The sequence below is a fragment of the Waltera acetigignens genome, from assembly GCF_025567015.1.
Lineage (GTDB): Bacteria > Bacillota > Clostridia > Lachnospirales > Lachnospiraceae > Acetatifactor > Acetatifactor acetigignens.
In genome coordinates, this window is the sequence record NZ_JAOQJO010000005.1 from 22,884 (window position 1) to 45,790 (window position 22,907).

Sequence of the window (22,907 nt, forward strand, 5' to 3'; positions counted from 1 at the left end):
TTCCTCTCCATTCTATTTTTCAACAATATGTTCAAATAAATACTGCAGCACCTCCGGCGTGAACTTCTTTGCCGAAATAGCTACTTTAAAATTTCCGTCTTCTTGCTCCTCCTGTCTGGTGACATCTGCATACATGATCATCGTATCCGCTACGATTATGATGTCTTTCCCCTTAAGGTCAGGAGATCCTGCCGGCATCGTAAAGGCTATGCCCAGCGGACTGACATTCCGGGTCTCCACAAAAATGCTTTCCCCGGTATCACATACCACGATAACACTCTTTGCCTGGTAGCCCACACGGTCGATCCGTCTTCGTTCTTCCATGTCCCCTTTTGCTCCTTTCTTCCAGAGATGCCTGTTAAAACGCCCCTTTTATTCTGTCTTATCTATTAAGACTTCCCGTCTCAGAAAAAAGGTTCAGAAAAACAGAAATATTTTTCTATTTTTTTACATTTTTTTCAAAACATTGTATTCTTAGTATTTTTCCCATTCCTTTTCCTTACACTCACCTCCATGGCCAGCAGATCCGCAAGCAGGATCATCCCTCCCAGCACCGCCGCCAACGGTTCTCTCCACCATCCATATCCAAACAATACCACGGCACCGGTCATTCCTACCCAGTTCACCCGGGTTCCATGCATCTTCATTCCACCTCTTCTGCCTCTCTTTCTAATACGCATCCGCATGCTTTAACAACACTGTCACCGTCTTGCACAAAATCCGGATATCCTCCATCAGTGACCAGTTATCAATATATTCCACATCCAGCTCCACAATCTTTTCGAAATCCGTCACCAGACTCCTGCCGTTCACCTGCCACATGCCCGTCAAGCCCGGCTTGATACTGATCCGCCGCCACTGCCTTGTGCCGTATTTCTCCACCTCGTCCGGGGTCGGCGGTCTCGTTCCCACCAGACTCATGGAACCTCCCAACACATTAAAAAACTGTGGCAGCTCATCAATGCTTAAATTCCGCAGGATCCTGCCCACCCGGGTGATCCGGGGATCCTCCCGGATCTTGAACATTACGCCCCCCGCGATCTCATTTTGCGACAGCAGCTCTGACTTTCTCTCTTCCGCATCCACATACATGCTACGGAATTTATAGATCTGAAATGTCCTGCCGTTTTTCCCGACCCGGGTCTGCCGGAAGATCACAGGACCGGGGGAATCCAGCTTAATGGCCAGCGCCGCCAATAACATCACCGGAGAAAACAAAACGATCCCTGCCAGGCCTCCTGCCACATCCATGATCCGTTTTATCACCTGTTCTCCGGTATTCAACGTCACCGTATGGTAGGTGATGACCGGATAGGTTCCCACACAGCTTACATAACTGTCGGCTCTGCGCCTCTTATAGAAATCCACCACCATCCGTACCGTCACCCCCATATCAATGCACAGATCCACATATTTCTGCATGGAAAAAAGCTGTTCCTCGCGCTTTTGCAGAATATAGATCTGATCCAGATGGTACCGGCGGATCAGCATTTCCAGATCTTCCAGACTTCCCAGATATTCTCCTGCATCTCCTTCTGAAATCTGTGCCAGTTCCTGTGCCGATGCCGCAATATACCCCACAAGCTCCATGGGGATGCTGGTCTTCTTCAAAAAATACCGAAACTTGTTGTACTGCGCCCTTCTTCCCACAAATGCGGTACGCGGCACTTCCCCGCGATTTCTTTCCATGTCTCTGCAGCATCTGCCGTGTCGCAGCAACGGTACGCTTTCCAGACTGTACGCCAGGATCAGAAACAGAAAATATCCCCTCTGATCCTCTGTAATATATGGCAGCAGGACCACGGTTGCCGCTGTTGCCACCAGAAACGATCCTGTTCTGCGCCGCTGTATCCTGTCCGGATAACCGAACAGGGTCACATTATACAGATATTGCTCTTCCTTTCCCAATACATAAAGCAGCACGAATATCGCTGCAAGTCCTGTCATACCCCCAAGTGTCCGAAGGCTCCATGCTCTTCCCATAAATAACACAGCCACTCCATAAGCCACCAGAAGCCGCAGCATATCCTTTACTATGTGTCCGATATCCTTATTTGCACTCGTATTTGACCGATTCATTTTTCTCCCCCTTCTCGTGTCACTTTTTCATCCGGTCTGTCGTTTTCCGCTGTCCTTTGTCTCTCTCTGTCGACCTTCCTTTGGTGACAATCGTTTTTCCCCCATGCTAAAATAGCACCAGCAAAGGAGGCAAGATAATACTATGTTCAAGCTTGTGCTGATCGATGATGATGCCGAAGTGCTGGCGATCAATCAGAAATATCTCACCGGTGCGGGATTCACCGTGTATACTGCCATCTCCCCCCGGGAAGGCGTCTTATCCATTCGAAAGAATCTTCCGGATTGTATCTTACTGGATGTTATGCTGCCCGAAGCCGACGGTTATCGGGTGTGCCGTTACATCCGCTCTTTTTCCTCTGTGCCGATCCTGTTTCTCACTGCCAGAAGTTCCGAGGAAGATGTGATCCGGGGACTTACCTGCGGCGGGGACGATTATCTGGTCAAACCCTACAGTCTCCGGGAGCTGAAAGCCCGGGTGGACCTCCTGATCCGCAGGCGCAGACAACTGGCGCAGGCTTCTTCCGATCTGGTACTGACGATCGGAAATCTTTCCATCGACAGGGTAGCCCACAAGGCCTTCTACCGGGAACAGGATCTGTGTCTCGCCAACCGGGAATATGAAGTCCTGCTGTATCTGGCAGAACACCCGGACCGGGACATCACCTTCGAGGAACTGGGAACGGCTCTCTTCGGTGTCTACCGGGAAAGTGACAGACGCAGCGTTATGGTCAATGTCAGCCGTCTCCGCAAACGTTTCGAAGGCAATTACGAATTGGAGAACCGCATCGAGACCGTCTGGTCCAAAGGGTATCGTTTTCTGAAAGGAGGTATCTGACCATGGCACAAAATTCCCGCCCCGTTTTCCGTTCTCCCTCTCTCGAACAGGAGACCGTGGAAGAACTGTCCCGCAGGCTGCTGGAAATCACCGCGCAGTTAAATGCCAGCAATCGCTCCCTGCAGCACCTGCAACAGGAACGTACGGAAATGCTGGCCAACCTCTCCCATGATCTGCGGGCTCCCCTCACTGCCATCCGCAGTGCCGTGGATTATCTTACTTCCGGACAGTCTCTGTCTGCACAGGATATCGAAGGTGCCCTCACCCTGATCGATCACCGGACTGGGACACTGGAACATCTGATCCGGGATATGTACGAGTTGTTCACTCTGGAGGATCCTTCCCACGCCTTTTCCTTTCAGGAACTGGATGCCCCGGCCTTTCTGGAAGAATATTTCTATACCGCACTTCCGGACAGCCACTATGCCGGTCATCTTCTCTGTTTATCTGTATCGCAGGATCTCCATGCCACCCTTTTTGCAGATCCCGGAAAACTGATACGGATTCTGGACAATCTACTCGGCAACGCCGCAAAATATGCTCCCGCCGGAACGAAAATCACTCTGTCTGCCGCGCCTTCCGCTGACCTTACTTCTCTCCGGATCTCCGTGACCGATGAGGGGCCCGGCATTCCGCCGGAGGATCTCGAGCGGATCTTTAACCGCACCTACACCGTCTCCTCCGCCAGAACTCCCGGTTCTGCCACCGGCAGTGGTCTGGGACTGGCCATTGTAAAGACGATCACAGAACGTCACGGCGGAACCGTGTCCTGCGAAAATGCCCCCGGTGCAGGCAGTATCTTTTCTGTGACACTTCCTGCAAAATTCTTACAATCATGATACATTTCTTTACTTCCGCCCCTGTGTTCCCTATGCTGTAGTCACACAGGGACTTTCCCCGTGTACATCTCTGCATAAGGCAGACGGAAAGGAGAATTCTTATGAAGCATTGGACACAACCTGAACTGATGGAACTGAAGGTATCCGAGACCGCCTGTGGATGGTTTCCCTGGTACCCCGGATATCCCGGCGGAGGAGGACATCATCCCGGACACCATCCCGGTGGCGGCGACTGTCAGCCCCCGCAGCCTTCTGAGGAACCGGAAGAGTTCTTAAGCTGACACGACGTTTCGCAGTGCGTGTACTTCCGCTGCCACCTCGGCAGTGGAATCACCTGCTGCCGGTCTCCTTATCCAAAAGACCGGTATCTGCTCCGCTATTTTCAGGCAGTTCTGCCAGATTTCCATTCCCGGATCCTGTTTCTTCCACAGATGTCTTAAGAACAGATTGTCTTTATACACGATCATGCTGTCGGGGCCTGTGATTTTTTCTGCTTTTATCTTCCCGGACTTATCTTCCGCCTCTTTTTTCCATCGGATTCCCAGAAAAACAAATCGTTCCAGTCTGGCCTTTTCCCTTTGAAATACCCCGGTACAGGGCACCAGAAATTTGTCCTTTTTTTCATCAATATACAAAAGTTCTTCCGGGGGATATCCCTGCCTCAGCACCACATCCCTGCACAGCTTCATATAAGGAAAAGCCGGATACACCCACACCCCTTCTTTTCCGGAAATGTCCACCACTGCCATATCGTCTGCCAGAAAACGATACCCCCGTTTCAGCAGTTCTGCCGTCAGTGTGGACTTGCCCGCGCCACTCTCTCCAGCGATCAGGATCGCACCACCTTCCGGAGTTGCCAGCGCACTGCAATGGATGGGAAGTTTTCCCTGCTGAATGCTGAGCATTGCTATTCCAAAGCCCAGCAGATAGGTTCGTACCGCTCCGGGATCTCCTCCCTTCCGGATGTGATACCGGATCACCTGTCCCCGCTCCACACTCATGGCCAGCGTACGATTACACAACCAGCCTTTTTCTGTACCCAAAAAACTTCCGCAGACGCAGTCTCCGTGTTCTTTCCGAAACTGTGCTTCCTCCTCTTCGTCCATCGCCCGGATCCGAACCTTTTCCCGTCCGAAGTCCCTGTCATCCTCCGGTAAACGCACCGGATCCAGCTGTACAAAGTCCAGATCCGCTGTTACCCTCATGCCGTACAGATAGTAGTGGTACTGCATTCTTCCGTCACACTCCCTTCCCGGATGCAAAGTTCTCTGTCACAATATTTTAAAACACCCTTCCTGTGGGTGATAAGCAGGCAGGTGGGTCTCGGTTCTAATGCCCGGAGCCCCTGCAATACAGCGACCTCCGTAGCTTCATCCAGCGCCGAGGTGGCCTCATCCAGGATCAGAAACGGTGCTCTCCGCAAAAAGGCTCTGGCAATGGCGATCCGCTGCGCCTGTCCTTCCGACAGGCCATGCCCTCTTTCCCCGATGACGGTATCCAGCCCCTCCGGCAGTGACCGGACAAAATTTTCTCCGGAAGCCAGTTTCAGGGCCGCCCACAATTCTTCCTCCGAAGCATCTTCTCTGCCCATCTGCAGATTTTCTCTCACGGTTCCGCTGAACAGAGTATTCCCCTGGGGGACATAGGCAATAAACTTCCGGACGAAAGCTCCGGTCTCCTGCCTCTGTCCGCTGCCATTGTAGAAATCCACCGTTCCCGCTCCCGTTTCCAGAAAGGCCATCAGAATGCGGATCAGTGTTGTCTTGCCGATACCGGACTCTCCTACAATGGCGACAAATTCTCCCGGACAGATCTTCAGATTCACCCGTTTCAGCACCGGTTCCCTGGTATATCCGAAGCATACATTTCGAAGCTCCACTCCGATCTCCCATCCACGGATCTCTCCGGCTGCCCTTTGCTCCCCGGGAATTCTCTGTAACTCCATGATTCTCCCGGCGGAAGTCAACAGGGCAATGATCCGGGGAATCTGCTGGGCCAGTCCCAGGATCGGCGCCTGTACCCGGTTCACCAGTGTCAGAAATACCGACATAGTACCGTAGGTGATCTGTTGTCTCGACAGCTGCCATGCCCCGTAGGAAAATGCTATCAGATATCCTCCCTGAAAAGCCAGTGACATCACCGTGGAACTGGCGGTTCCCAGTCCGGTCTTGCGGTATACCCAGTAAAACCGTTCCTCCCGCAGCTTTGTCAGGCGCTCCACCGCCCGGTCCTCTCCGGTAAAAGCCTTTACGATCAGAAGGTTGGCCAGACTTTCCTGCAAAAAGGAACGGTATTCCGACTCACTCTCCTGCACTTTCCCCTGTAACCGTTTCAGGCGTTTTCCCAGCCACCAGGAGCACAGGGCTGCCACCGGTGCCACCAGCAGGGCAAACACCGCAAGGAGCGGGGAATAATAAAACAACATACAAAACACCAGTACCAACTCGATCCCCAGCTGTAAGATATTGGGGATCGTCCCCACAATACCGTCCGCCACATTTCCCGCATCGCTGGTCAGTCTTGTCATGAGATCACCGGTATGATAGGCCGTCACTTCCCGCCAGCCAGAATGCAGGATCTTCTCATAGATCTGCCGTCGGATCCCGAAGGAAAACCGCTCCGTTACCAGTGCAGTAAGCAGTGTCGACAACACCGAGATTCCCTGCATTCCCAATAACAGCAGCACATAACCCGTAAGCAGCCGTCCGAAACCGCTTCCCACTGTGGCATGATCAATGATCTCCTTGGTGATCTGCACCATGGCCAGCGAGGCAAAAGTCTCCAACAGCCCAAACAATAACAGCAGACCAATCCTGCCCGCATAGGGAGCGGTATATTGCCACAACCAGGAAATATAATCTCTTCCTCTTATTTTTTCCATATGTGTCTACACCTCTTCCAGGATCCCCGCCTGTTCCAGTTTGTCCAGAAATGCCAGCACCTCTTTTTCACACACCTCTTCCATCACTTCATATTCTTCCATCAGTTTATGTAAGATAGCCTCCACCGTTATGCCGTCTTCGCCTTCCTGCCCGTCCAGCATATCCCAGATGTCGTTTCCCACACCTTTGATGCAGAAATATTTCCCCTGTTCGAAATCCACCATGACCTTTTCTCCCGCCAGGTCCGTCACATTCCTTTTCGCTTTCATTCGGATTTTTGCCGTTTTGTCCATTTTCTGTTCTCCCTTCTTTTACACGCTCTGTCTCCGTCTGTTAATCGAGCAGGCGGACTCATCATATACACCAAAAAAGCCCATGTAACCATGAGCTTCCCTGATCCATTCTGGCATTTTCCTCTCATACAGTCCAAAAACTACTGTACGTCTACGGTAGGTTCTCCGGAATTGCCGGAAGAAGGACCGTAAGTGGGGATAGTATACTTACCGTCATCGGACTGGTAAACGCCGTCCTCGATCAGACCTCCCTTAGGGCTGTAAGCCGTTGCTCTTACGTTCAGTTCCTCCATTTCGGGCTGACTCCATGCTTTCATTTTCCATTCCTCCTTATTACATTTTTATGATTTCTTACATTTCTGATTATAATAATTTCCCTGTAAAAATACCCTCTTTCTAACAAAACTGTAAGATTTTCGTTACGACCTTGTGGAGTGTATCCTTGTGCGACTGCCTGATCACTTCATAGATTCCGGCCTGCCCTGCGATCCGGACCAACTGTTCCATCAAAGGATACGGAATCCCGGTACTGTACCGGTAGGTATCCGCCAGATACAACTGGCTGCTCAAAGCCTCCAGTGCTTTCTGCCCGGTGAGCTTTTGGATACTCACTGCCTCTTCCCCGGTATTCTGCACCGCATCCTGCCACCCGGCCACAGCATCCTTTCGCAGCAAAAAAATCTTCCCGAGGAGCGCCGCCTCTTTCCGATAGCAATCCTGTCTGCGCCAGGCATATTTGTCCCTCTCTTCGTCAATATAGATCAGTTCTTCCAGCGGCTTCCCGCATTTCAGCGCCATATCACGACAAAGCTTCTGCTGCGGGTAGGAAGGCTCCGCCAGCATCCCCATAGTTCCCGGATGCACCCTCACTGTGTCATCCGCCAGAAATCCAAGCTTTCTTTGCAACAATTCCATGGCCACCGTAGACTTCCCGGCCCCGCTCTCCCCACAGAGTAAAATGGCCTGTTCCCCGGTATACAATGCACTTCCGTGAAAAAAGGGTTCCCCCCTCTGCAGACAGACCAGTGCCATCCCGGCACTGAGCAACAGGGAAGTGATCACAAGCAGTTGCGGTTCCTCCGAAAGCTCAACGGTGATCCTACTGCCCCCTTCCACATAGACCTGTGTTCCGTCCCGGATGCGGAACCAGGCCGATACAAAGCCGTTTGTCCAGGTCCCGTAGCCCTTCTGTCCCGCTTCCAGCAGGAAATCCGGCATCCTTCCGAATACAATTTTTACCTCTGCCTCTCCCGCCGTCTCCGGTACTGCCTCCGAAAAGGGGATCTGCGACTGCACCCGCAGTCCGTAGATTCTGTAAAAATATTCCATCATACCTCAAACCTTCTCCGATATTCCTGTGCCAGGCCCACATAAAAGCCACGCACCATGTCTGCTTTTGAGTGCCCGTTTTCCCCGGACATCGTCTCACCCGGAATCCCCGACAGTTCCTCACAGATCCGTTCCCACTGCAAGGCGAGCAGTTCCCCGCTTCCCACGCCCTGTCTTCCCTTGTGGAATTCATCCGCCAGAATCTCTTCCGGGATCTTCCCCTGTAAATACTGCCGAACCAGGCGTCTCTCCTGCCCGGCATGGGTGAACTGTTCCACCGGGAGACTTAGCACCAGTGCGATCAGCCGCTTGTCTCTGGTGGGATCTCTGGGCACCACTCCTGTGGCCAGAGACAGCTTTACTTCATATTCTCCGATCTGCCGCAAGGCACTTTTGTCATACATATACCGGGACACCGCTTCATGATCCCCACCGGCTTCCGCCGTGAGAAGATCCCGCCAGATCCACTTGCGGCTCCTGCGGTATTTTCTGCTGTAGACATTGATCTCCCGCACCAGTTCTTTGATTCTTCCCTGATGTAGCAGTGTCAGGAACAGGCTTCGAAAATCCCCATAGGATATGGTAATATTTCCGTACTGTCCCGACAGCAGGATCCCACAGTCTTTCTGAGCTGCCAGACGATAACTTTCATACATCCAGGGCAGATTCAGTACCGCTTTACAGGGAACTTCCAGAACTTCCCGCAGCCTCCGGTTCTCCGCCAGCAGATCTCCCCGGTTGGTCACCAGATACTCCGGTTCCAGATTCCCGTGAAATCTCCGCACCAGTTCCACACTGCTTCTCTCATCCTCCACAGCGTATTGTCCCGGGATCCGTGCTCTTTCCTTCTCCTCCGGCACCGCAGTAAAGGAATACAGTTTCTTTCCTCTGGCGGCAAGGTAAGGTGCTGCATAAGCCGCCACCGCATTGGAGTCCAGCCCGCCGCTTAACAGAATTCCTGTTTCTTTTCCACCCCGGCCTTCCCGGATCACATCCTCCACGCAGTGCCGGAACACCGTGGTCACCAGCTCCCGGTACCCTGCTTCCGTCTTCCCCCGCAGGATCCTCCTTCCCGCAAAGGGATCCCAGTAATCCCTTCTGTGCACCCCTTCTTCAGTAAATACCACAATTTCTCCCGGAGCCAGTCGCAGGATCCCCGCATAGGGTGTCTCTCTGGGTTCCGACACCGCCCGCAGATCCCGGATGGTATAGAACCGGTCAAACCAGCCCGTATTTTCCTTCCAGTCCTCCCGTTCGCAGGTGATCCCCGCAAGCAGCGTGGAAAAATAGACCCTTTTTTCCTCCTGAAAATAATAGACCGAACGGTTTCCCACCGCATCATTGAACAAAGTCAGGGTCCGCTTCCCCGGCTCCAGATACGCACAGGCATAGGCTCCTCTGGCCACGGCAAATGTTTCCTCCGGATGGCTGCAAAAGCTTTCATACAGAATTTCCCCGTCCGGATGGCTGCACAGATCCCGGATGCCTCCAAACCGCTGCACCAGTTCTCCGCGGTTATCCAGGATCACATCCGCCACGAACAGACTTCTGCGCTCTCCCTTTCTTTCATAAGGGAATCTTTCTTCCACAGCTTCCCTTGTGACATTCTGTACCCCGCAGGCCAGATAATAGGTTGCCTCCCTTTTTTCCTGTATCCGGTCCAGGCAGCTCGTCCTGTAGGTCTGCCGCATCCGCAGAGCCTCTTCCCACAGGTTCCCTGTACGATTTTTTCTTTGTGCCTCTGACTGCGCCACACTCAGATCCACAATTCCCCAGATTGCCGACATACTTATCCCCTCTTTCCGGAAGCCTCCTTACAGAACCGGGCCACGGTAGTATATCCGCCGCCGTCCCCTCCGGTCACATACATTTCCCCAAAACGCAGCCAGGCATGGGCCACCATTTTACCTTCTTCCATGCCACACCCCAGATACAGGGTGGAAGAAAGTCCCCGCCGGCACAACAGTCTCTGGGCCGCCAGCGCCCGCACCAGACATTTACTCTCCCAGGGAGTCTTATCACAGACCTTTCCCACGATCTTGGCGATACGCGCCGCCTGCCGGTATCCTTCCCGGGATGCCGCTCCTGCGGATTCTTCGTTTTCTCTGCCCCAGCCCTTCCGCAGTTTCCCCGGCGGCAGGAGCAGCAGCTGCATGCGGAAGATCGCCGAATAATAATAGGTAAGTAAGGTTTCTTTTTTCCATGGGTTCTTCCAAAGAAACCCTGACGGACTTTTCATGGCTTTCTTACACTCCTTATAAATATTTCAATGGAACAGACTAATGAAAACGTAACTGCAGTCTGCGGTAGATATCCTGTCTTACACCGATCTGTGATGCATCGATCTGCCGCAGCATTTCCCGCTTGTATTTTCCCCGGCCGCAGACCACACCCCGGACGGCCCGGATTCCCCAGGCTGCCGGAAGCAGAAATTTTCCCGCAACGGGATTTCTCGAAAGCCACGGGTAATACAACACCATATATTCATAAGGAGGGAACCAGTACCAGCGTTTCAGGGCATCTCGGCCCTTTTCTCCCTTCTCCGGCTGCGCATCGCAGAACCGGTTCCAGATACCGTTTTCATCCTTGCCATAGATTCCACACCCCTGCATATAGTCAAACAGTTGCTGATAAAACGCTTCACCGGGCTCTCCCTGCAGCCAGATCCGGGCCAGCTTCTCCATATGCTCCGTAAATGCCGTCAGTCCCAATCCCGCAAACTGCTTTTGCAGATAGTCTGCGTTCATTTCCCCACCGAATTTTTCCAGAAACACATAAATGTCCACCAGATTCCGGATACCACAGCCTCTCTTGTAAAAATGCTTTGCCATATGAGCCATCATGTAAATATAGAAATCTTCCGCCTCAAAATCATACACATACAGAAAACCCTTTCTGCGCACCGCCCGGGACAGATCCGAGAAATAGGCATACTGCCTCTCGTCCACTGTCCGGTCATACATGGCTCTGTGCGCCTCCACCACGATTCCCGGTGCTTTCCGATAGATATCATGATGCTTGATCTTCTGTTGCAGGACATACCCCATGGCTTCCAGTTCCACTGCCGCCTGCTCCATGAAATCTCCGTGGATCAGAATGTCAATATCACTCATTTCCCGCAGAAACGGAGACGGATAATAGAATTTCATCCGGGCTCCTTTCATGGGTTGACAGGGAATCTTTGCCTGTTCCATCCGTTCCTCCAGCTTCTTCAATTCCTGCAGCTGCATACCGGTAAAAAGCATGCTTCCCAGTACTTTTTCCCGCAAAAGCTCTTTTTCTTCCTCCGAAAGCCCATCTGTTTTTAACAAGGCTCCCAAAAGCAGATAATCCATATGGTTCTCCTCTGAAATCTTTACAATCTCCCTTACAGAGACTCCCTCTGGCAGAGACGCCGCCTTTCTGTCCTCCAATCCGGCCTTTACCAGTTCCGCCAGATATTCTGCCATTGTTTCCATACGTGGTCCCCTTTCCCTTTATTCTTCAGGTACGCTTTCCGTGACCGTTTCCTGTACTCCGTCAGGAGCCTCCGTCTGATCCACAAGCGTTATAAGCTCTTCCGTATATCGCAGAATATATTCTCCCCGTGAGGCAAAATATTCCTGAATCGTATCCCCGTCAGCCAGATATCCTTCCTCTGTCTGTCGCAGGCCGTAGCGCTCCGCCGTGGCTGTCACTGCCACCCGGTAAGTTTCCAGAAGCGGTGTCAGATACTCTTCTGCCTTTTCCTTCGTCAGTTCTTCCACGTATTCCCGCATTCTCTGCCGGAACGCTGTCTGAAAGTCCTTATTTTTCAGCAATCCCTGTAAAAACAGATCTTCTGCCACCCCCGGACACAGATAGGTATTCACACTGTAATTACTGACCTTATTCCGTCCCAGAGTATCCGTGGCATCCGAGAATTCCCAGTGCCATTTTCCCGTCTCTCCTTCTCCTGCCCGTCGCCACAAAGTGGTGGAAAAAGAGTCAAACTGCGAATTACCGAAATAGAGATTGGCACAGTAATAATCCAGATAGCTTTCCAGATCCATCTGCTCCAGGATCTTCTGATACGTTCCGTGTCCGGAAGTATTCCCCTCGGTCACCAGCCGGTACAATTCTCCGTATTCCGGAGCGATCTTGGAGGGATAGCGGTTCTCTATGACCTGAATTTCTTCCGGGGAACCGCCGGCTCTTCGGGCAAAGGTTTCCGCCGTATTTACCCTGCCCACCAGATACAATCCCCAGAACTCCCCGTCCACAAACACCAGACAGCCCTTCCGCTCTTCCAGCGTAAAATCCGTGATTTCTTTTAACAGCAGTTCCTCTAAAACCTGTCTGTTCTTGGCCACATGATCCGTGCCGCCCCCGTACAGAAGAAACGTGCCGTCCCGGAAAAGCTCATACAGCTCACAACTGCTCTCCGGCACCGGATCCGCTCCCGTCATAAGAAAACTTTTCTGCCCGTAATCCAGATTTCCGTCCTTCCGCAAACTTAAAATTACCTCCCCCTCATAAGTCAGATATCTGTCCGCTTCGAAGTATTCCACATGGGCATTCATCTCTCCACCCCGGTAATAATTGGCAGAATCAAACCGCAGGTCATCCGCCGCCAGCGCATTCTCATAATCCACACCTGTGACATAATTGCCGCCAAAATAATCAAACAGCTCCACAGGATCCACAGTCAGCGACAACACCGGCAGATCCCGGTACATTGCTCTGGCCTCCATAGCCACAAAATAGCTGGCGCAGGTGACATTACTTGTCCTGCCTCCGGCATCTACTGCCACTGCCTGTAACACCACCGCTTTGTCCACGTCATTAAACGGCGCATAGTCCTGGTAGGCTGACACTGTGGAAATGGCGGAGTAGACATTGGGACTGCCGCAGATATTCGTTATCTCCACCGGTGCCTCATAGAGAATTCCGTTCTCCGGATCCGGCACCGTGCCATCCAGTGTATAATAGATACTGCTTCCCGCCGGTGCAGCGATCTCTACCGTAATATCCTCCGGATAAAACCCTCCCGGCAGGGAAAATACCGGCTGATCCCCTGTTTTGCTCCGGGTAACACGACTCCGGATCTCGATCTGCCCGCTTCCTTCCGTCTGTTCTTCCCGCTGCCCGCTGTCCTGTACCTGTTGTGTCAGCTGCTGTCTGTCATTCTCTTGGCTTTGCTGCAGCCAGATCAGAAAAGCGGAAAATCCCACACATGCTAACAGTGCCAGCGTGATTCCTATTCGTTCCCCCGTTTTTTTCTCTGTATCCATTTCTTCCCTCACTCAGTCCCTGTAATAAATATCTCTGGTGTATACCTTCTCCCGGACATTCTCCAGATCTCTGTGATAACGATTGGCCACGATCACATCCGACTGCCGCTGAAAGGCTTCCAGATCCCGTATGACCGGGCTTCCGAAAAAATCATCCTCCGAAAGTTCCGGCTCGTACAACAAAATCTGTGCCCCTTTGGCCCGGATCCGTTTCATGACGCCCTGGATACTGGACTGACGGAAATTATCGGAGCCGGACTTCATGATAAGCCGATAGATTCCTATGACCACCTTTTGCCCCGGTACACCGCCTCTACCCTGACTTCCCTGATAAAATCCCGCCTTCTCCAGAATACTGTCCGCGATATGATCCTTGCGGGTACTGTTGGCGGACACGATGGCCTGGATCAGATTCTGGGGAATGTTCTCATAATTGGCCAGTAGCTGCTTCGTATCCTTCGGCAGACAGTATCCTCCGTAGCCAAAAGAGGGATTGTTGTACTGCATCCCGATCCGGGGATCCAGGCAGACACCCTCGATAATATTGCGGCTGCTTAAGTTCCGCATCTCCGCATAAGTGTCCAGTTCGTTAAAAAAACTGACCCGGAGCGCCAGATAGGTATTGGCAAACAGTTTTACCGCCTCCGCTTCCGTAGGGTCCATGATCCGTATGGGGATCTCCTGTTTTTTTGCACCCTCACGCAAAAGCTCTGCAAACCGTCTTGCATACTCCGCCATTTCAACGGACTTTGTGTCTGCTCCCACAATGATCCGGGAAGGATACAGATTGTCATACAGTGCATGCCCTTCCCGCAAAAATTCCGGAGAAAACAGGATCCTGTCCGTGTGATATTTTTCCATCAGAGACACTGTATATCCCACCGGCACCGTACTCTTGATCACGATCACCGCGTCAGGATTCACCCTCCGTACTGTCTCCACCACCGTTTCCACAGAACCGGTATCAAAAAAGTGAATTCCGGGATCATAGTTCGTCGGTGTGGAGACGATCACAAGCTCCGCATCCCGGTAAGCCACCTCTCCGTCCAGGGTAGCCTGCAAATGCAGCCTGCCGCCTGCCAGATATTCTTTGATCTCTTTATCCCGGATAGGTGATCTCCCTTTTTGTAACAACTCTACCTTCTCCGGTATCACATCCACCGCCGTTACTTCATGATTCTGGGCCAGCAGAACTGCCATGGACAATCCCACATACCCGGTTCCCGCTACTGCAATCTTCATAGAAAGCTCCCGCCTTTCCGTAATCTGCAAACTTTGTGGTTTCCTCTGCGGATCGGTCATTTCCCGAAGTCGCTTTATCATGAGGTATTTCAGGCAGAAATCTCTTCCCCATTGCCAACAGGGCCCGGAAATCCTTCCGGCCTCCGTAACACAACAGAAAAATGCCGTTGGACACAAGCAGACATACCAGTGCCCGCTCCAATAATTCCCGGATTCCTTCTACCGGTATCTGACTGCATACCCGGTCGGTCAGCATACAGTTTAAAAATGTTACGCTTCCATAGAAGACCAGTGTCCCCAGATAGCTTTGCCGGTCCTCTCCGTCAAACAACGTCGTAAACAGATTATGTATCAGCCACGGCATTCCTACGATGACCGTAGCAACTACCGTAGACAGGATCACTCCGTACAGCCCCATAGGTTTCACCAGCAGAAGATTCAGGACCAGATTCACTCCTGCCGTTGTCAGTGTCCGGAACCGGTCTCTGTGCCAGATCCCGGCGGCATCCTTGTAGGCATTGAACAGCTGGTTGAACTCGTAGATAAAATAATATACACACAGACAGATCACGATCTGTCCTGGCAAAATGCCTGCCTCTCCGATCCACAGTTTCATAAAGGGCTGCAACAGACACAGCAGGCAGCAGGTGCAAAGTCCTGCGATCCAGGCGATCAACAGTGTAAATTTACAGAAGTCCGCATAATTTTTCCCCCGGCTCTCGGTCAGAAGACTATTGCCGATCCCGGCTAGAGTGGAGGTGAAAAGTACCCCCACCAGACCAATGACGGAAGTAACGATGTAATAATAATTCTGATAGACTGCCAGCACCGTCAGTCCCAAAAATGCCGAAATGACCAGAGTATCCGCGGAATTCACAATGACCACCCCCACCCGGGAGGTAAACAGGTCCTTGATCTTGCCCCGGATTTTTTGCCTGGTCTGCTCTTCCACCTGTCCCTTTGGGACATAATCCGGATAATTTTTCTGTGCCACCAGTGCGGTACACAGATTCGTCAGGATCTGTGCTCCCAGTGCCGCCAGCAGATACCAGTAATAATTCCGAAAGCCCACCAGCAGCCCGGCCTGTATAAGATACTGCAGCGTCCGTACCGCCAGATCCGCCTTATTTGCCAGGTCACTTCGCTGATGAGCTGCCAGCAGACTGTTTTTATACGCAAACAGCCAGTAGCTGATGACACAGGCTCCCAGATGCAGCAGATACAATACATACAAATCCACATCCGGCGGAATACTGTCCGTTTTCACCAGCGATGGCAGAAACGGCAGCAGCACTATTCCGGCCAGAAAGATCCCCAGACCGATCAGGCGGTAATATCTGCGATACAATGACAACAGAGCACAGATCTCGTCCTTTTTTCCTTCCGCGATGGGAGCATACATACTGTAGCCCAGTGCACTCCCTACTCCCAGCTCCGCCAGATTCAGGATCTGCAGTATGGAAGTAAACAGACTGTTCAGCCCCAGATATTCCATTCCCAGATACCGGATCAGCAGCGTGCGCATGATAAAAGGAACCAGAATCTGATACCCCTTCAGGAGTCCTCCGAAGATCACATTTCTGACGGCATTTCGGGTCCTTTTCATTCACACTTTCTCCTTCCGGCTTTCTGGCCGATCCACAGATCATAGGGAAAGCTCTGTAGCAGTCCATCCCTCAGTTCTTCCAGTTCGGGCAATTTCATGGGTTCTGTTTCCTTTGCTTCCGCAAGGGATGTTGCCGAGCGCACCTCATATCTGCCGGTGGCAAAGTACCAGTCATAATATTTCAGCATCTCTTCCTCCATCCCCTGCCGAAGGAATACCGACGGGACCCCATAGCTCTCCGCCAGAATGATCCCATGTAACGAAGACGAGTATACCACCTCTGCCTCCAGAATTTTGTCGAGGAAGGTCCGGTAATCTCCGGTTCGTATGGAAAGTCTGTCATCTCCTGTCGTTTTCCGCTTCATGTAATGGTCGATCACCACATATTTTTTCTTTTTCTCCGGTCGTCTGCCGGGATAAATCAGAGGCAGCAGGATCGCCGGGTCTCCGTATATCTGCGGACAGGTATATCCGTTCTCCCGGAGCACCTGTGCGGTGACCGGACCTCTGACTGCCCGGATATCCAGCTTCCGGTATCCCTTTTGTGTAGTCACCCGTCCCACATGGGCGAAGGAATTGACCCCGCTGCCCCAGATCACCGCATCGAAAACTCCCAGTCCCAACACAGAACCAATGGTCATCAGATGGCAGGGCTTTGCCGCCTCTCTGTACAGATCCAGTCCCAGACGGTGCAACATCCACTGCGTCACCACCGGTGCCAGCAGATCCCCCAGATTCTCATTAAAATTCCAGTACTCCAGATTTACTTTGTTCCTGTCTGCTTTTCTTCCGTCCAAGGTTTTTCGATTGCGCAATACGCCGATCTGTTTTGTCAGTTCCAATCCTCTCTCCTTCCCCTGTCCTACCGCCACCGGTACAGACTGTCCAATAGCCGGAATCTCTTATGCAGGAGCAACTCCCGCAGCAAGCGCCTCTTTCCCGTGGCCCGGTATTCCCGCAGGGCATTCTGCAGCGGCAGGGAACCACCGATCCGTTTCAGTTCCGCATATTTCCTGGTTTCCTCATAGCCGGAATCTCTATAGATCTTATGCAGATACATCAGACTCTTCCCCACGAAACAGGCATTGACCTCCGCATACAGTTCCTGCTTTGCCTGAAGCGTTCGGAAGCACTGCCAGGTGCGGTCCCGGAAATACAATAAAGCCTCATAATAGTTCTCATGAAAACGATTCACCAGATTCTCCGCTTCCTTATAGTGATAACAATACAACGACTCCGGAACCACACAGATCCCTTTGCTCTTTTCCAGCACCTGCATGGAAAAAGCCATATCCTCACAGATGGCAAATTCCTCTCCGAAGCGGATATCATTTTCCAGAAGCAATTCCCTGCGGATCAGCTTATTCCATGGCGGATTGAAAAATTCCCGCCGGAAGTCCGATAAAAACCGCTCCTCCAGATATTCTTTTCCTCCACCGCAGAAAGCTTTTTCCGGAAGGTTATCCACACATTCTTTCGTCTGTTCCACCAGATATGTAAAACCGCACACCGAAAGATCCGCGCCGGATACTTTTGCCTTTTGATATAAAGTTGCCAGGGTATCCGGGAACAGGGTATCATCACTGTCCGTAAAAAAAAGATACTCTCCTTCAGCCTTACAGATCCCCAGATTTCTGGCACTGCTGACACCGCCGTTTTCCTTGTGCCAGACCCGGACCCTTGTGTCCTGCGCCCCCAGCCTGTCACACAAGGCCGAAGAGCTATCCCTGCTGCCGTCATCGATAAGCAGCAGTTCCCAGTTGGAAAAGCTCTGCCGGAAAATACTGTCTACACAGCGCTGTAATTCTTTTTCCGCGTTATACACCGGCACTACGATACTGATCTTTGTCTCTCTCATTTTTCTCCATCACACTGCATATTCTCTGCGCCACCTTGTCCCAGGAATACTCTCTCAGATACCATTCCCTCCGCCGTTCCACTTCCTCCCGGTATTTCGGATCCTGAAGTACTTCCCACAGATCCAGTGCCAGTTCCTCCGCATCCTCCCCGGAAATAAGCCTGCCGGTGCATCCGTCCTCAATGAACTCCGACATAGCGAATTTATCTCTGCCGATACAGGGCAGACCATAAGTAAGAGCCTCTGCAAATACCAGTCCATAGGCTTCAAAATGAGACGGCATACAGAAGACATCACACAGGTTATAATAGTCTGTCAGTTTTTCAGACCCCAGATCTCCCAGCAGGTGGATCTTCTGCCAGTCCACCTCTTCTACCCTGATCTGCCTCTCCCGCAGAGCGTCCCGGATGTCCGACTCCTTTGCCCCCGCCAGATACAGCTCCGCTGAACACAGATATTTTTTCCGCAGGATTGTGAAAGCCTGTACCACCAACGGACCACCTTTTCTCACAAAATTCCTTCCCACAAACAGGATACGCCGCCCCTCCTTTGATCCCGGACGGATCCCTGCAGCATCCACATTGATGCCGCCTCCCACCGCATGGACCTTTTCCCGGGGGAGCCCGCATTCCCGGATCAGGAACTCCGAAAGCCACCTGCTCATGGTGAATACCCCTTCACTTTGCCGGTATTGCTCCAATTGTCTCGCCGCCCTGCGTTCCAGCGTCTTTTGCGGCACCTGATCATACTCGCAGTACCGATAGCCCACCGGATCTTCCCTCTGCAGCCACAGAATTGCGGAAATAGAAAGGTCCTGATAGAGATAGGATGCCAAATGCGCTCCCGACGGCCAGCCGCCAAACTGAAACACAGGCATTTTTTCGTCTGTCCTGTGCCGATGTCTCCACGCAGCATATCTCCCCGACAGCCGCAGCCGGTCCCGCAGGACCGGCCCGGGGTTCAGTCCCTTCTTCCTCTGCAGTCTCCGGAGTATTTTGCGGTACAGAGGATCCGAAAGTGCCAGATCCTGCACCTGCAGATAAGGCTCCATGGCCTGTCGCAGGGACCAGGCCGTTCCGGACCAGGTTCTCTTTTTATCTTTGTACCACAGGCATATATACAATACTTCCGTCATAATCATCTCTTCCTTTCCGCATACAGTGCGATCTGTGTGCACCCGTCCGTGATGTCATAGCATACCGCCCACTGTGCCCCCGGCACCACCACATCGATATCAAAGGGAAAATCCTCAAAGGTCATATCCGCCGTTCTGTCCTCATAGGGCGGACACGCCTTAACAGGCAGTATTATGGTCTGTCTGGGCGTCACGATCATCAGCTTCCGTTCCTGCGCCGTATCGTTGGTCACGCTGAAATGGATCCTGCCCTCTTCATCCACGAATCTGCTGCCTACATACAAAGTATCCGTCGTATAAATATTCTCCATGGTGACCCCCGCCGTGACATTGCGATGGTAGAAGGTTCCATAACGGGCCGCATCCCCTACCGAGATATTACACAGCACCACATTCTCCAGAGAAAAACCGTCTTTTACCAGTGTGTAGATGGCATAACCGCCTCCGTTGAGAATGCAGTTTGTGAAATAGATTCCTTTGGCACCGCTCTTCTCCGGGGCAATCATGAGACAGGCATTCACATAGCTCCCCCCTCCGGGGATCGCCGGTACTTCGAATCTGCAGTTGTCGAAGGAAATATTCTCCGCCGTAAGAGAAGGATATCCGAAGATCTGTACCCCATCAGAATGTACTGTATCCCCGCTGTCCGGATGTGCCAGATCCGCAATGTAGCAATCTCTCAGTGTCACATTGCGATAGGGATTCAACGCATCTCCGCTGCTGCCACCCAGACGGCACCGGGTAAACGTGGCATTGCTTCCCTGAAAATTACGCAGGGTGCAGTCTTCGAACACATAGGATATCCGGGCATCCTCCCGCCCGGTAGTGACTGCATCGAATTTACAGTTCCGGAAAGTCACCGTGGTCTCCACGGCAATTTTGCCCTCATTGACCATCAACAGTGCATACCGGGAAAAATCCATATTCCGGATCTCTATCTCATTCCCCGCCTGTCTGTTGCTGTAGACCAGATCCAGTGCCAGCTGTCCTCCGGCTCCGGTCTTATACTGGATTCCACCGTAAATCCCCGGTTCCGGGATCTCCGTCAGCTCTGTATCTGTATCCACACCGGTATTGAAATGGTCCGGGATCTCTCTGGGTGCCGCCTGTGCCCGTATCCCCAGACTCATACTCAGAACTATTGCAAACAGCCAAAAACTTTTTCGCATTTTCGTTTCCCTTTTTCGTTTCTTCTCTTTATTTACCTTATGTATCTGTGCACCGCTTTGTGTTGCAAATCCGACATATTTTCCCATTTTTCCCGGGAGATCACCTGGAACAGTGCGATGGGAAGATACGCATACTTGATGGTCTGCAGCGTATCCATCCACCACAGATTTAAGAAGTACCCGCAGACCGCAAGCGCCAGACTTAACATTGTTCTGTCCTTCTTTTGAATCCCGCATCGCACCATCTCCCCCACCGCCTGCAGGATCAACAGTCCGTAGACCACCAGTCCCGGATACCCGTAGCGGATATAATTGGCCACATAGAAATTGTCAATGGAGTGGATCGTGGCCCCTCCCGGAATATACCAGGAGAAATGATATCCGGAGCCCTGCCCCAGCCAGGGGTTCAGCCAGTCCACCGTGAAAATATCCAGCAGGGCATCCCTGTAGGAAGCGCTGTTGGCAAGGGAGGTGCTGTCCACCCCGTAACGGATGGCATAGGAGGTTCCAAACATCTCATCCACCACCGTACTAAGCTGCAACAGAATATAATGTCCCGGCGGAGAATTGGGGAATAAAAATGCAAGAAGCAGAATCAAAAGCCCGGCCGGTACTATGGTAAATAACAGTTTCTTCCTCTGCTCTCCCGGTGCCAGCACGGTCAACAGCAAAAGCTCCAGTCCCATGACCGCCAGCGTGGAACGGGATCCCGTAAGAAATACATTAACCACCACCAATAGCAGGAGAGGCAGATGCCGAAACAGCGTGAAGCAATGTTTCTCCTCATCAATGCACAATAATGGTAACCCGGAGATCAGGATCAGCCCATACGCCAGAGAATGATTGGCCGGTCCCATGATCCGGTAGGAACCGGAGCGGATCATGCCTCCGGTATAAAGTCCCCTGATGGTCTCCAGATAGGCAAAGGGTGTCTTTCTCATGACCGCCTCCACGAGTCCCAGCACACACAGAAACAAAAGCATCCGCCGGAAAAGCACCAGAAATCCATCACTTCCCAGATACTCCCGCAGTACGTAGATCACCAGAAAAGCTCCCAATAATTCAATGAACGGATAAAGAAAAGTACCTATGTGAAAACGCAGTACCGCCGTATAGAAACAGATTCCCAGATATCCTGCCATAAAAAGCCACAATCTGCAGCTTCTCACCCCTTCCCAGAACATCTTTTTCCGGGATTCTTTACTCAGCAGAAAGAGACACAGAATCGTTATGAGCATTCGCTGTGCCGTCAGATCAAAGCCCGGCAGCCGGATTCCGAAATACTGTGGTAAAATATAATAGGTCACAAGAAAAGAAACCGACAAAAACTGTCCAAGACTCCGCTCCCCACAATTTTCAAAATAGCGGTTGCTGCTCTGCCAGCCCTGCCCCGTTGTCTTCGTTTTTTCCACCAGATATCTGCTCATTGCCTCATCCTCTGACTGCCATGGCAAATTCCACCGGCAGAGATTTTTTGCTGTGATAACAATCCCGGTATTTCCATAAAAGCGGCACAATATTCCACAATTTTCGCTGTTCCATCAGCTCGATCCGAAGGGTGGTGGCCCGGATATTGCGTCTTAACAGTTCCTTCGCTTCCTCCGGCATTCCAAAGTCCTCGGCGAACCGCAGAGTGGTTTCATGACTTTTCTGCAATTCCCGGAAAAAAGCGATCCGTCTGTCCAGATCCCGCATCTTGCGTTTGGATACATTACCCGAGTGCATTCGCCGCCGTAACGTAACACTGTGCAGAATGTAACAGCCGTCCATGCACAGGGACAACTTCCAGGCATATTCATCATGCGCCCACCCGGGATACCAGTACTTCTTCGTCTCTTCCAGGAACTCTCTGCGCAGACACATGGTACAGCCCTCACTGCCGATGAAAATATGGGCCGGACTCCATGCAACATGCTCCATGCTTCCGTCCCCCCGGAAGCTTTTCAATACGCTCCGGCTGACAGAAGGAGCATCGGGATCCACTGTAAACGGTACGAATTCCGATCCCAGCACCAGTATCTCTCTCCGTTTTTCCATCTCGCTCACCATATATTCCACCCGGTCCGGTTCCCAGATATCGTCCTGATCGCAGAAAAAGACATACTCACCGTCCGTCTCTTCCACCGCTGCCCGGAAATTCTCCGCATACCCCAGTCGTTTTCCGTTCTGTGTGATCCTCCATGCCGGTGCCAGCTCGTAAGTCTCCAGATATTCCCGTACGATCTCCAGCGTCTGATCCGAGGAACCGTCATCCCGCAGGATCACCTGATCCACCGGAAGGCTCTGAAGCCGGATGGAATCCAGCTGTTCTGTGATAAATCTGGCCCCGTTATAAGTGGCCATTGCTACCGATATCCGCATATTTTTCCCCTTTTCTCTGTCCGCCAT

Annotated in this window: 23 protein-coding genes; 3 read left to right on the top strand and 20 right to left on the bottom strand. The window is 52.0% G+C overall.

Annotation, left to right across the window (positions count from 1 at the left end; all coding sequences use genetic code 11):
• Positions 1-12 precede the first annotated feature (12 nt).
• From OCV96_RS06580 to OCV96_RS06590, 3 genes are all read right to left on the bottom strand, one after another.
• On the bottom strand, positions 13-324 hold the full coding sequence (locus tag OCV96_RS06580) for a PilZ domain-containing protein (protein WP_022312390.1): 312 nt from the start codon (positions 322-324) through the stop codon (positions 13-15).
• A 134-nt stretch (positions 325-458) separates the two neighbouring features.
• Positions 459-647 (bottom strand): hypothetical protein, encoded by a 189-nt coding sequence (locus OCV96_RS06585; protein WP_262593904.1) that lies wholly within the window; start codon positions 645-647, stop codon positions 459-461.
• Positions 648-669: 22 nt separating this feature from the next.
• Positions 670-2,079, bottom strand: a complete 1,410-nt coding sequence (locus tag OCV96_RS06590) for a sugar transferase (protein ID WP_022312388.1) — start codon at positions 2,077-2,079, stop codon at positions 670-672.
• A gap of 142 nt (positions 2,080-2,221) precedes the next feature.
• On the opposite strand from OCV96_RS06590, the gene OCV96_RS06595 reads away from it, so the two are divergent.
• The 3 genes from OCV96_RS06595 (at position 2,222) to OCV96_RS06605 (ending at position 4,034) form a co-directional block, all read left to right on the top strand.
• Positions 2,222-2,914 (top strand): response regulator transcription factor, encoded by a 693-nt coding sequence (locus OCV96_RS06595; protein ID WP_118538238.1) that lies wholly within the window; start codon positions 2,222-2,224, stop codon positions 2,912-2,914.
• A gap of 2 nt (positions 2,915-2,916) precedes the next feature.
• A complete protein-coding gene (locus OCV96_RS06600) occupies positions 2,917-3,753 on the top strand; it encodes a sensor histidine kinase (protein ID WP_022312386.1) in 837 nt (278 codons plus the stop codon).
• Between the two features lie 101 nt (positions 3,754-3,854).
• Positions 3,855-4,034 (top strand): hypothetical protein, encoded by a 180-nt coding sequence (locus OCV96_RS06605; protein WP_227062737.1) that lies wholly within the window; start codon positions 3,855-3,857, stop codon positions 4,032-4,034.
• On the opposite strand, the gene OCV96_RS06610 is transcribed toward OCV96_RS06605, so the two are convergent.
• From OCV96_RS06610 to OCV96_RS06690, 17 genes are all read right to left on the bottom strand, one after another.
• Entirely contained in the window at positions 4,026-4,985 is a 960-nt protein-coding gene (locus OCV96_RS06610; RefSeq protein ID WP_118669242.1) for a hypothetical protein, read from the bottom strand. The two genes, OCV96_RS06605 and OCV96_RS06610, sit on opposite strands and share 9 nt — an antisense overlap.
• Positions 4,955-6,634: an ABC transporter ATP-binding protein gene (locus OCV96_RS06615; protein ID WP_262593906.1), complete on the bottom strand. Its 1,680-nt coding sequence runs from the start codon at positions 6,632-6,634 to the stop codon at positions 4,955-4,957. Before OCV96_RS06615 ends, OCV96_RS06610 begins: the two co-directional genes overlap by 31 nt.
• A gap of 6 nt (positions 6,635-6,640) precedes the next feature.
• Positions 6,641-6,928, bottom strand: coding sequence for a PqqD family peptide modification chaperone (locus OCV96_RS06620; protein WP_022312382.1), 288 nt, complete (start codon positions 6,926-6,928; stop codon positions 6,641-6,643).
• A gap of 140 nt (positions 6,929-7,068) precedes the next feature.
• Positions 7,069-7,245, bottom strand: a complete 177-nt coding sequence (locus OCV96_RS06625) for a hypothetical protein (protein ID WP_022312381.1) — start codon at positions 7,243-7,245, stop codon at positions 7,069-7,071.
• A gap of 79 nt (positions 7,246-7,324) precedes the next feature.
• The gene (locus tag OCV96_RS06630) at positions 7,325-8,260 is read right to left on the bottom strand and encodes a hypothetical protein (RefSeq protein WP_262593916.1); all 936 of its coding nucleotides are present in this window, start codon (positions 8,258-8,260) and stop codon (positions 7,325-7,327) included.
• Positions 8,257-10,044 (bottom strand): asparagine synthase-related protein, encoded by a 1,788-nt coding sequence (locus tag OCV96_RS06635; RefSeq protein ID WP_262593920.1) that lies wholly within the window; start codon positions 10,042-10,044, stop codon positions 8,257-8,259. The genes OCV96_RS06630 and OCV96_RS06635 overlap by 4 nt, the downstream gene beginning before the upstream one ends.
• Before the next feature lie 2 nt (positions 10,045-10,046).
• Entirely contained in the window at positions 10,047-10,496 is a 450-nt protein-coding gene (locus OCV96_RS06640) for a lasso peptide biosynthesis B2 protein (RefSeq protein WP_262593925.1), read from the bottom strand.
• Between the two features lie 40 nt (positions 10,497-10,536).
• A complete protein-coding gene (locus OCV96_RS06645) occupies positions 10,537-11,715 on the bottom strand; it encodes a nucleotidyltransferase domain-containing protein (protein WP_262593927.1) in 1,179 nt (392 codons plus the stop codon).
• Between the two features lie 18 nt (positions 11,716-11,733).
• Positions 11,734-13,509, bottom strand: a complete 1,776-nt coding sequence (locus OCV96_RS06650; RefSeq protein WP_227062751.1) for a CotH kinase family protein — start codon at positions 13,507-13,509, stop codon at positions 11,734-11,736.
• Between the two features lie 12 nt (positions 13,510-13,521).
• Positions 13,522-14,751 carry a nucleotide sugar dehydrogenase gene (locus OCV96_RS06655; RefSeq protein WP_227062753.1) on the bottom strand — a complete coding sequence of 410 codons (1,230 nt, stop codon included), beginning with the start codon at positions 14,749-14,751 and terminating at the stop codon, positions 13,522-13,524.
• On the bottom strand, positions 14,681-16,357 hold the full coding sequence (locus OCV96_RS06660) for a lipopolysaccharide biosynthesis protein (RefSeq protein WP_118669235.1): 1,677 nt from the start codon (positions 16,355-16,357) through the stop codon (positions 14,681-14,683). The genes OCV96_RS06655 and OCV96_RS06660 overlap by 71 nt, the downstream gene beginning before the upstream one ends.
• The gene (locus OCV96_RS06665; protein WP_022312373.1) at positions 16,354-17,199 is read right to left on the bottom strand and encodes a polysaccharide pyruvyl transferase family protein; all 846 of its coding nucleotides are present in this window, start codon (positions 17,197-17,199) and stop codon (positions 16,354-16,356) included. Before OCV96_RS06665 ends, OCV96_RS06660 begins: the two co-directional genes overlap by 4 nt.
• Positions 17,200-17,219: 20 nt before the next feature.
• Positions 17,220-18,215: a glycosyltransferase family 2 protein gene (locus OCV96_RS06670; RefSeq protein WP_022312372.1), complete on the bottom strand. Its 996-nt coding sequence runs from the start codon at positions 18,213-18,215 to the stop codon at positions 17,220-17,222.
• Positions 18,175-19,350 carry a glycosyltransferase family 4 protein gene (locus OCV96_RS06675; protein WP_227062754.1) on the bottom strand — a complete coding sequence of 392 codons (1,176 nt, stop codon included), beginning with the start codon at positions 19,348-19,350 and terminating at the stop codon, positions 18,175-18,177. The genes OCV96_RS06670 and OCV96_RS06675 overlap by 41 nt, the downstream gene beginning before the upstream one ends.
• A gap of 2 nt (positions 19,351-19,352) precedes the next feature.
• Positions 19,353-20,519 (bottom strand): glycoside hydrolase family protein, encoded by a 1,167-nt coding sequence (locus OCV96_RS06680; RefSeq protein ID WP_227062756.1) that lies wholly within the window; start codon positions 20,517-20,519, stop codon positions 19,353-19,355.
• Between the two features lie 32 nt (positions 20,520-20,551).
• A complete protein-coding gene (locus tag OCV96_RS06685) occupies positions 20,552-21,946 on the bottom strand; it encodes an O-antigen ligase family protein (RefSeq protein ID WP_262593938.1) in 1,395 nt (464 codons plus the stop codon).
• A gap of 4 nt (positions 21,947-21,950) precedes the next feature.
• Positions 21,951-22,907, bottom strand: a complete 957-nt coding sequence (locus tag OCV96_RS06690; protein WP_227062760.1) for a glycosyltransferase — start codon at positions 22,905-22,907, stop codon at positions 21,951-21,953.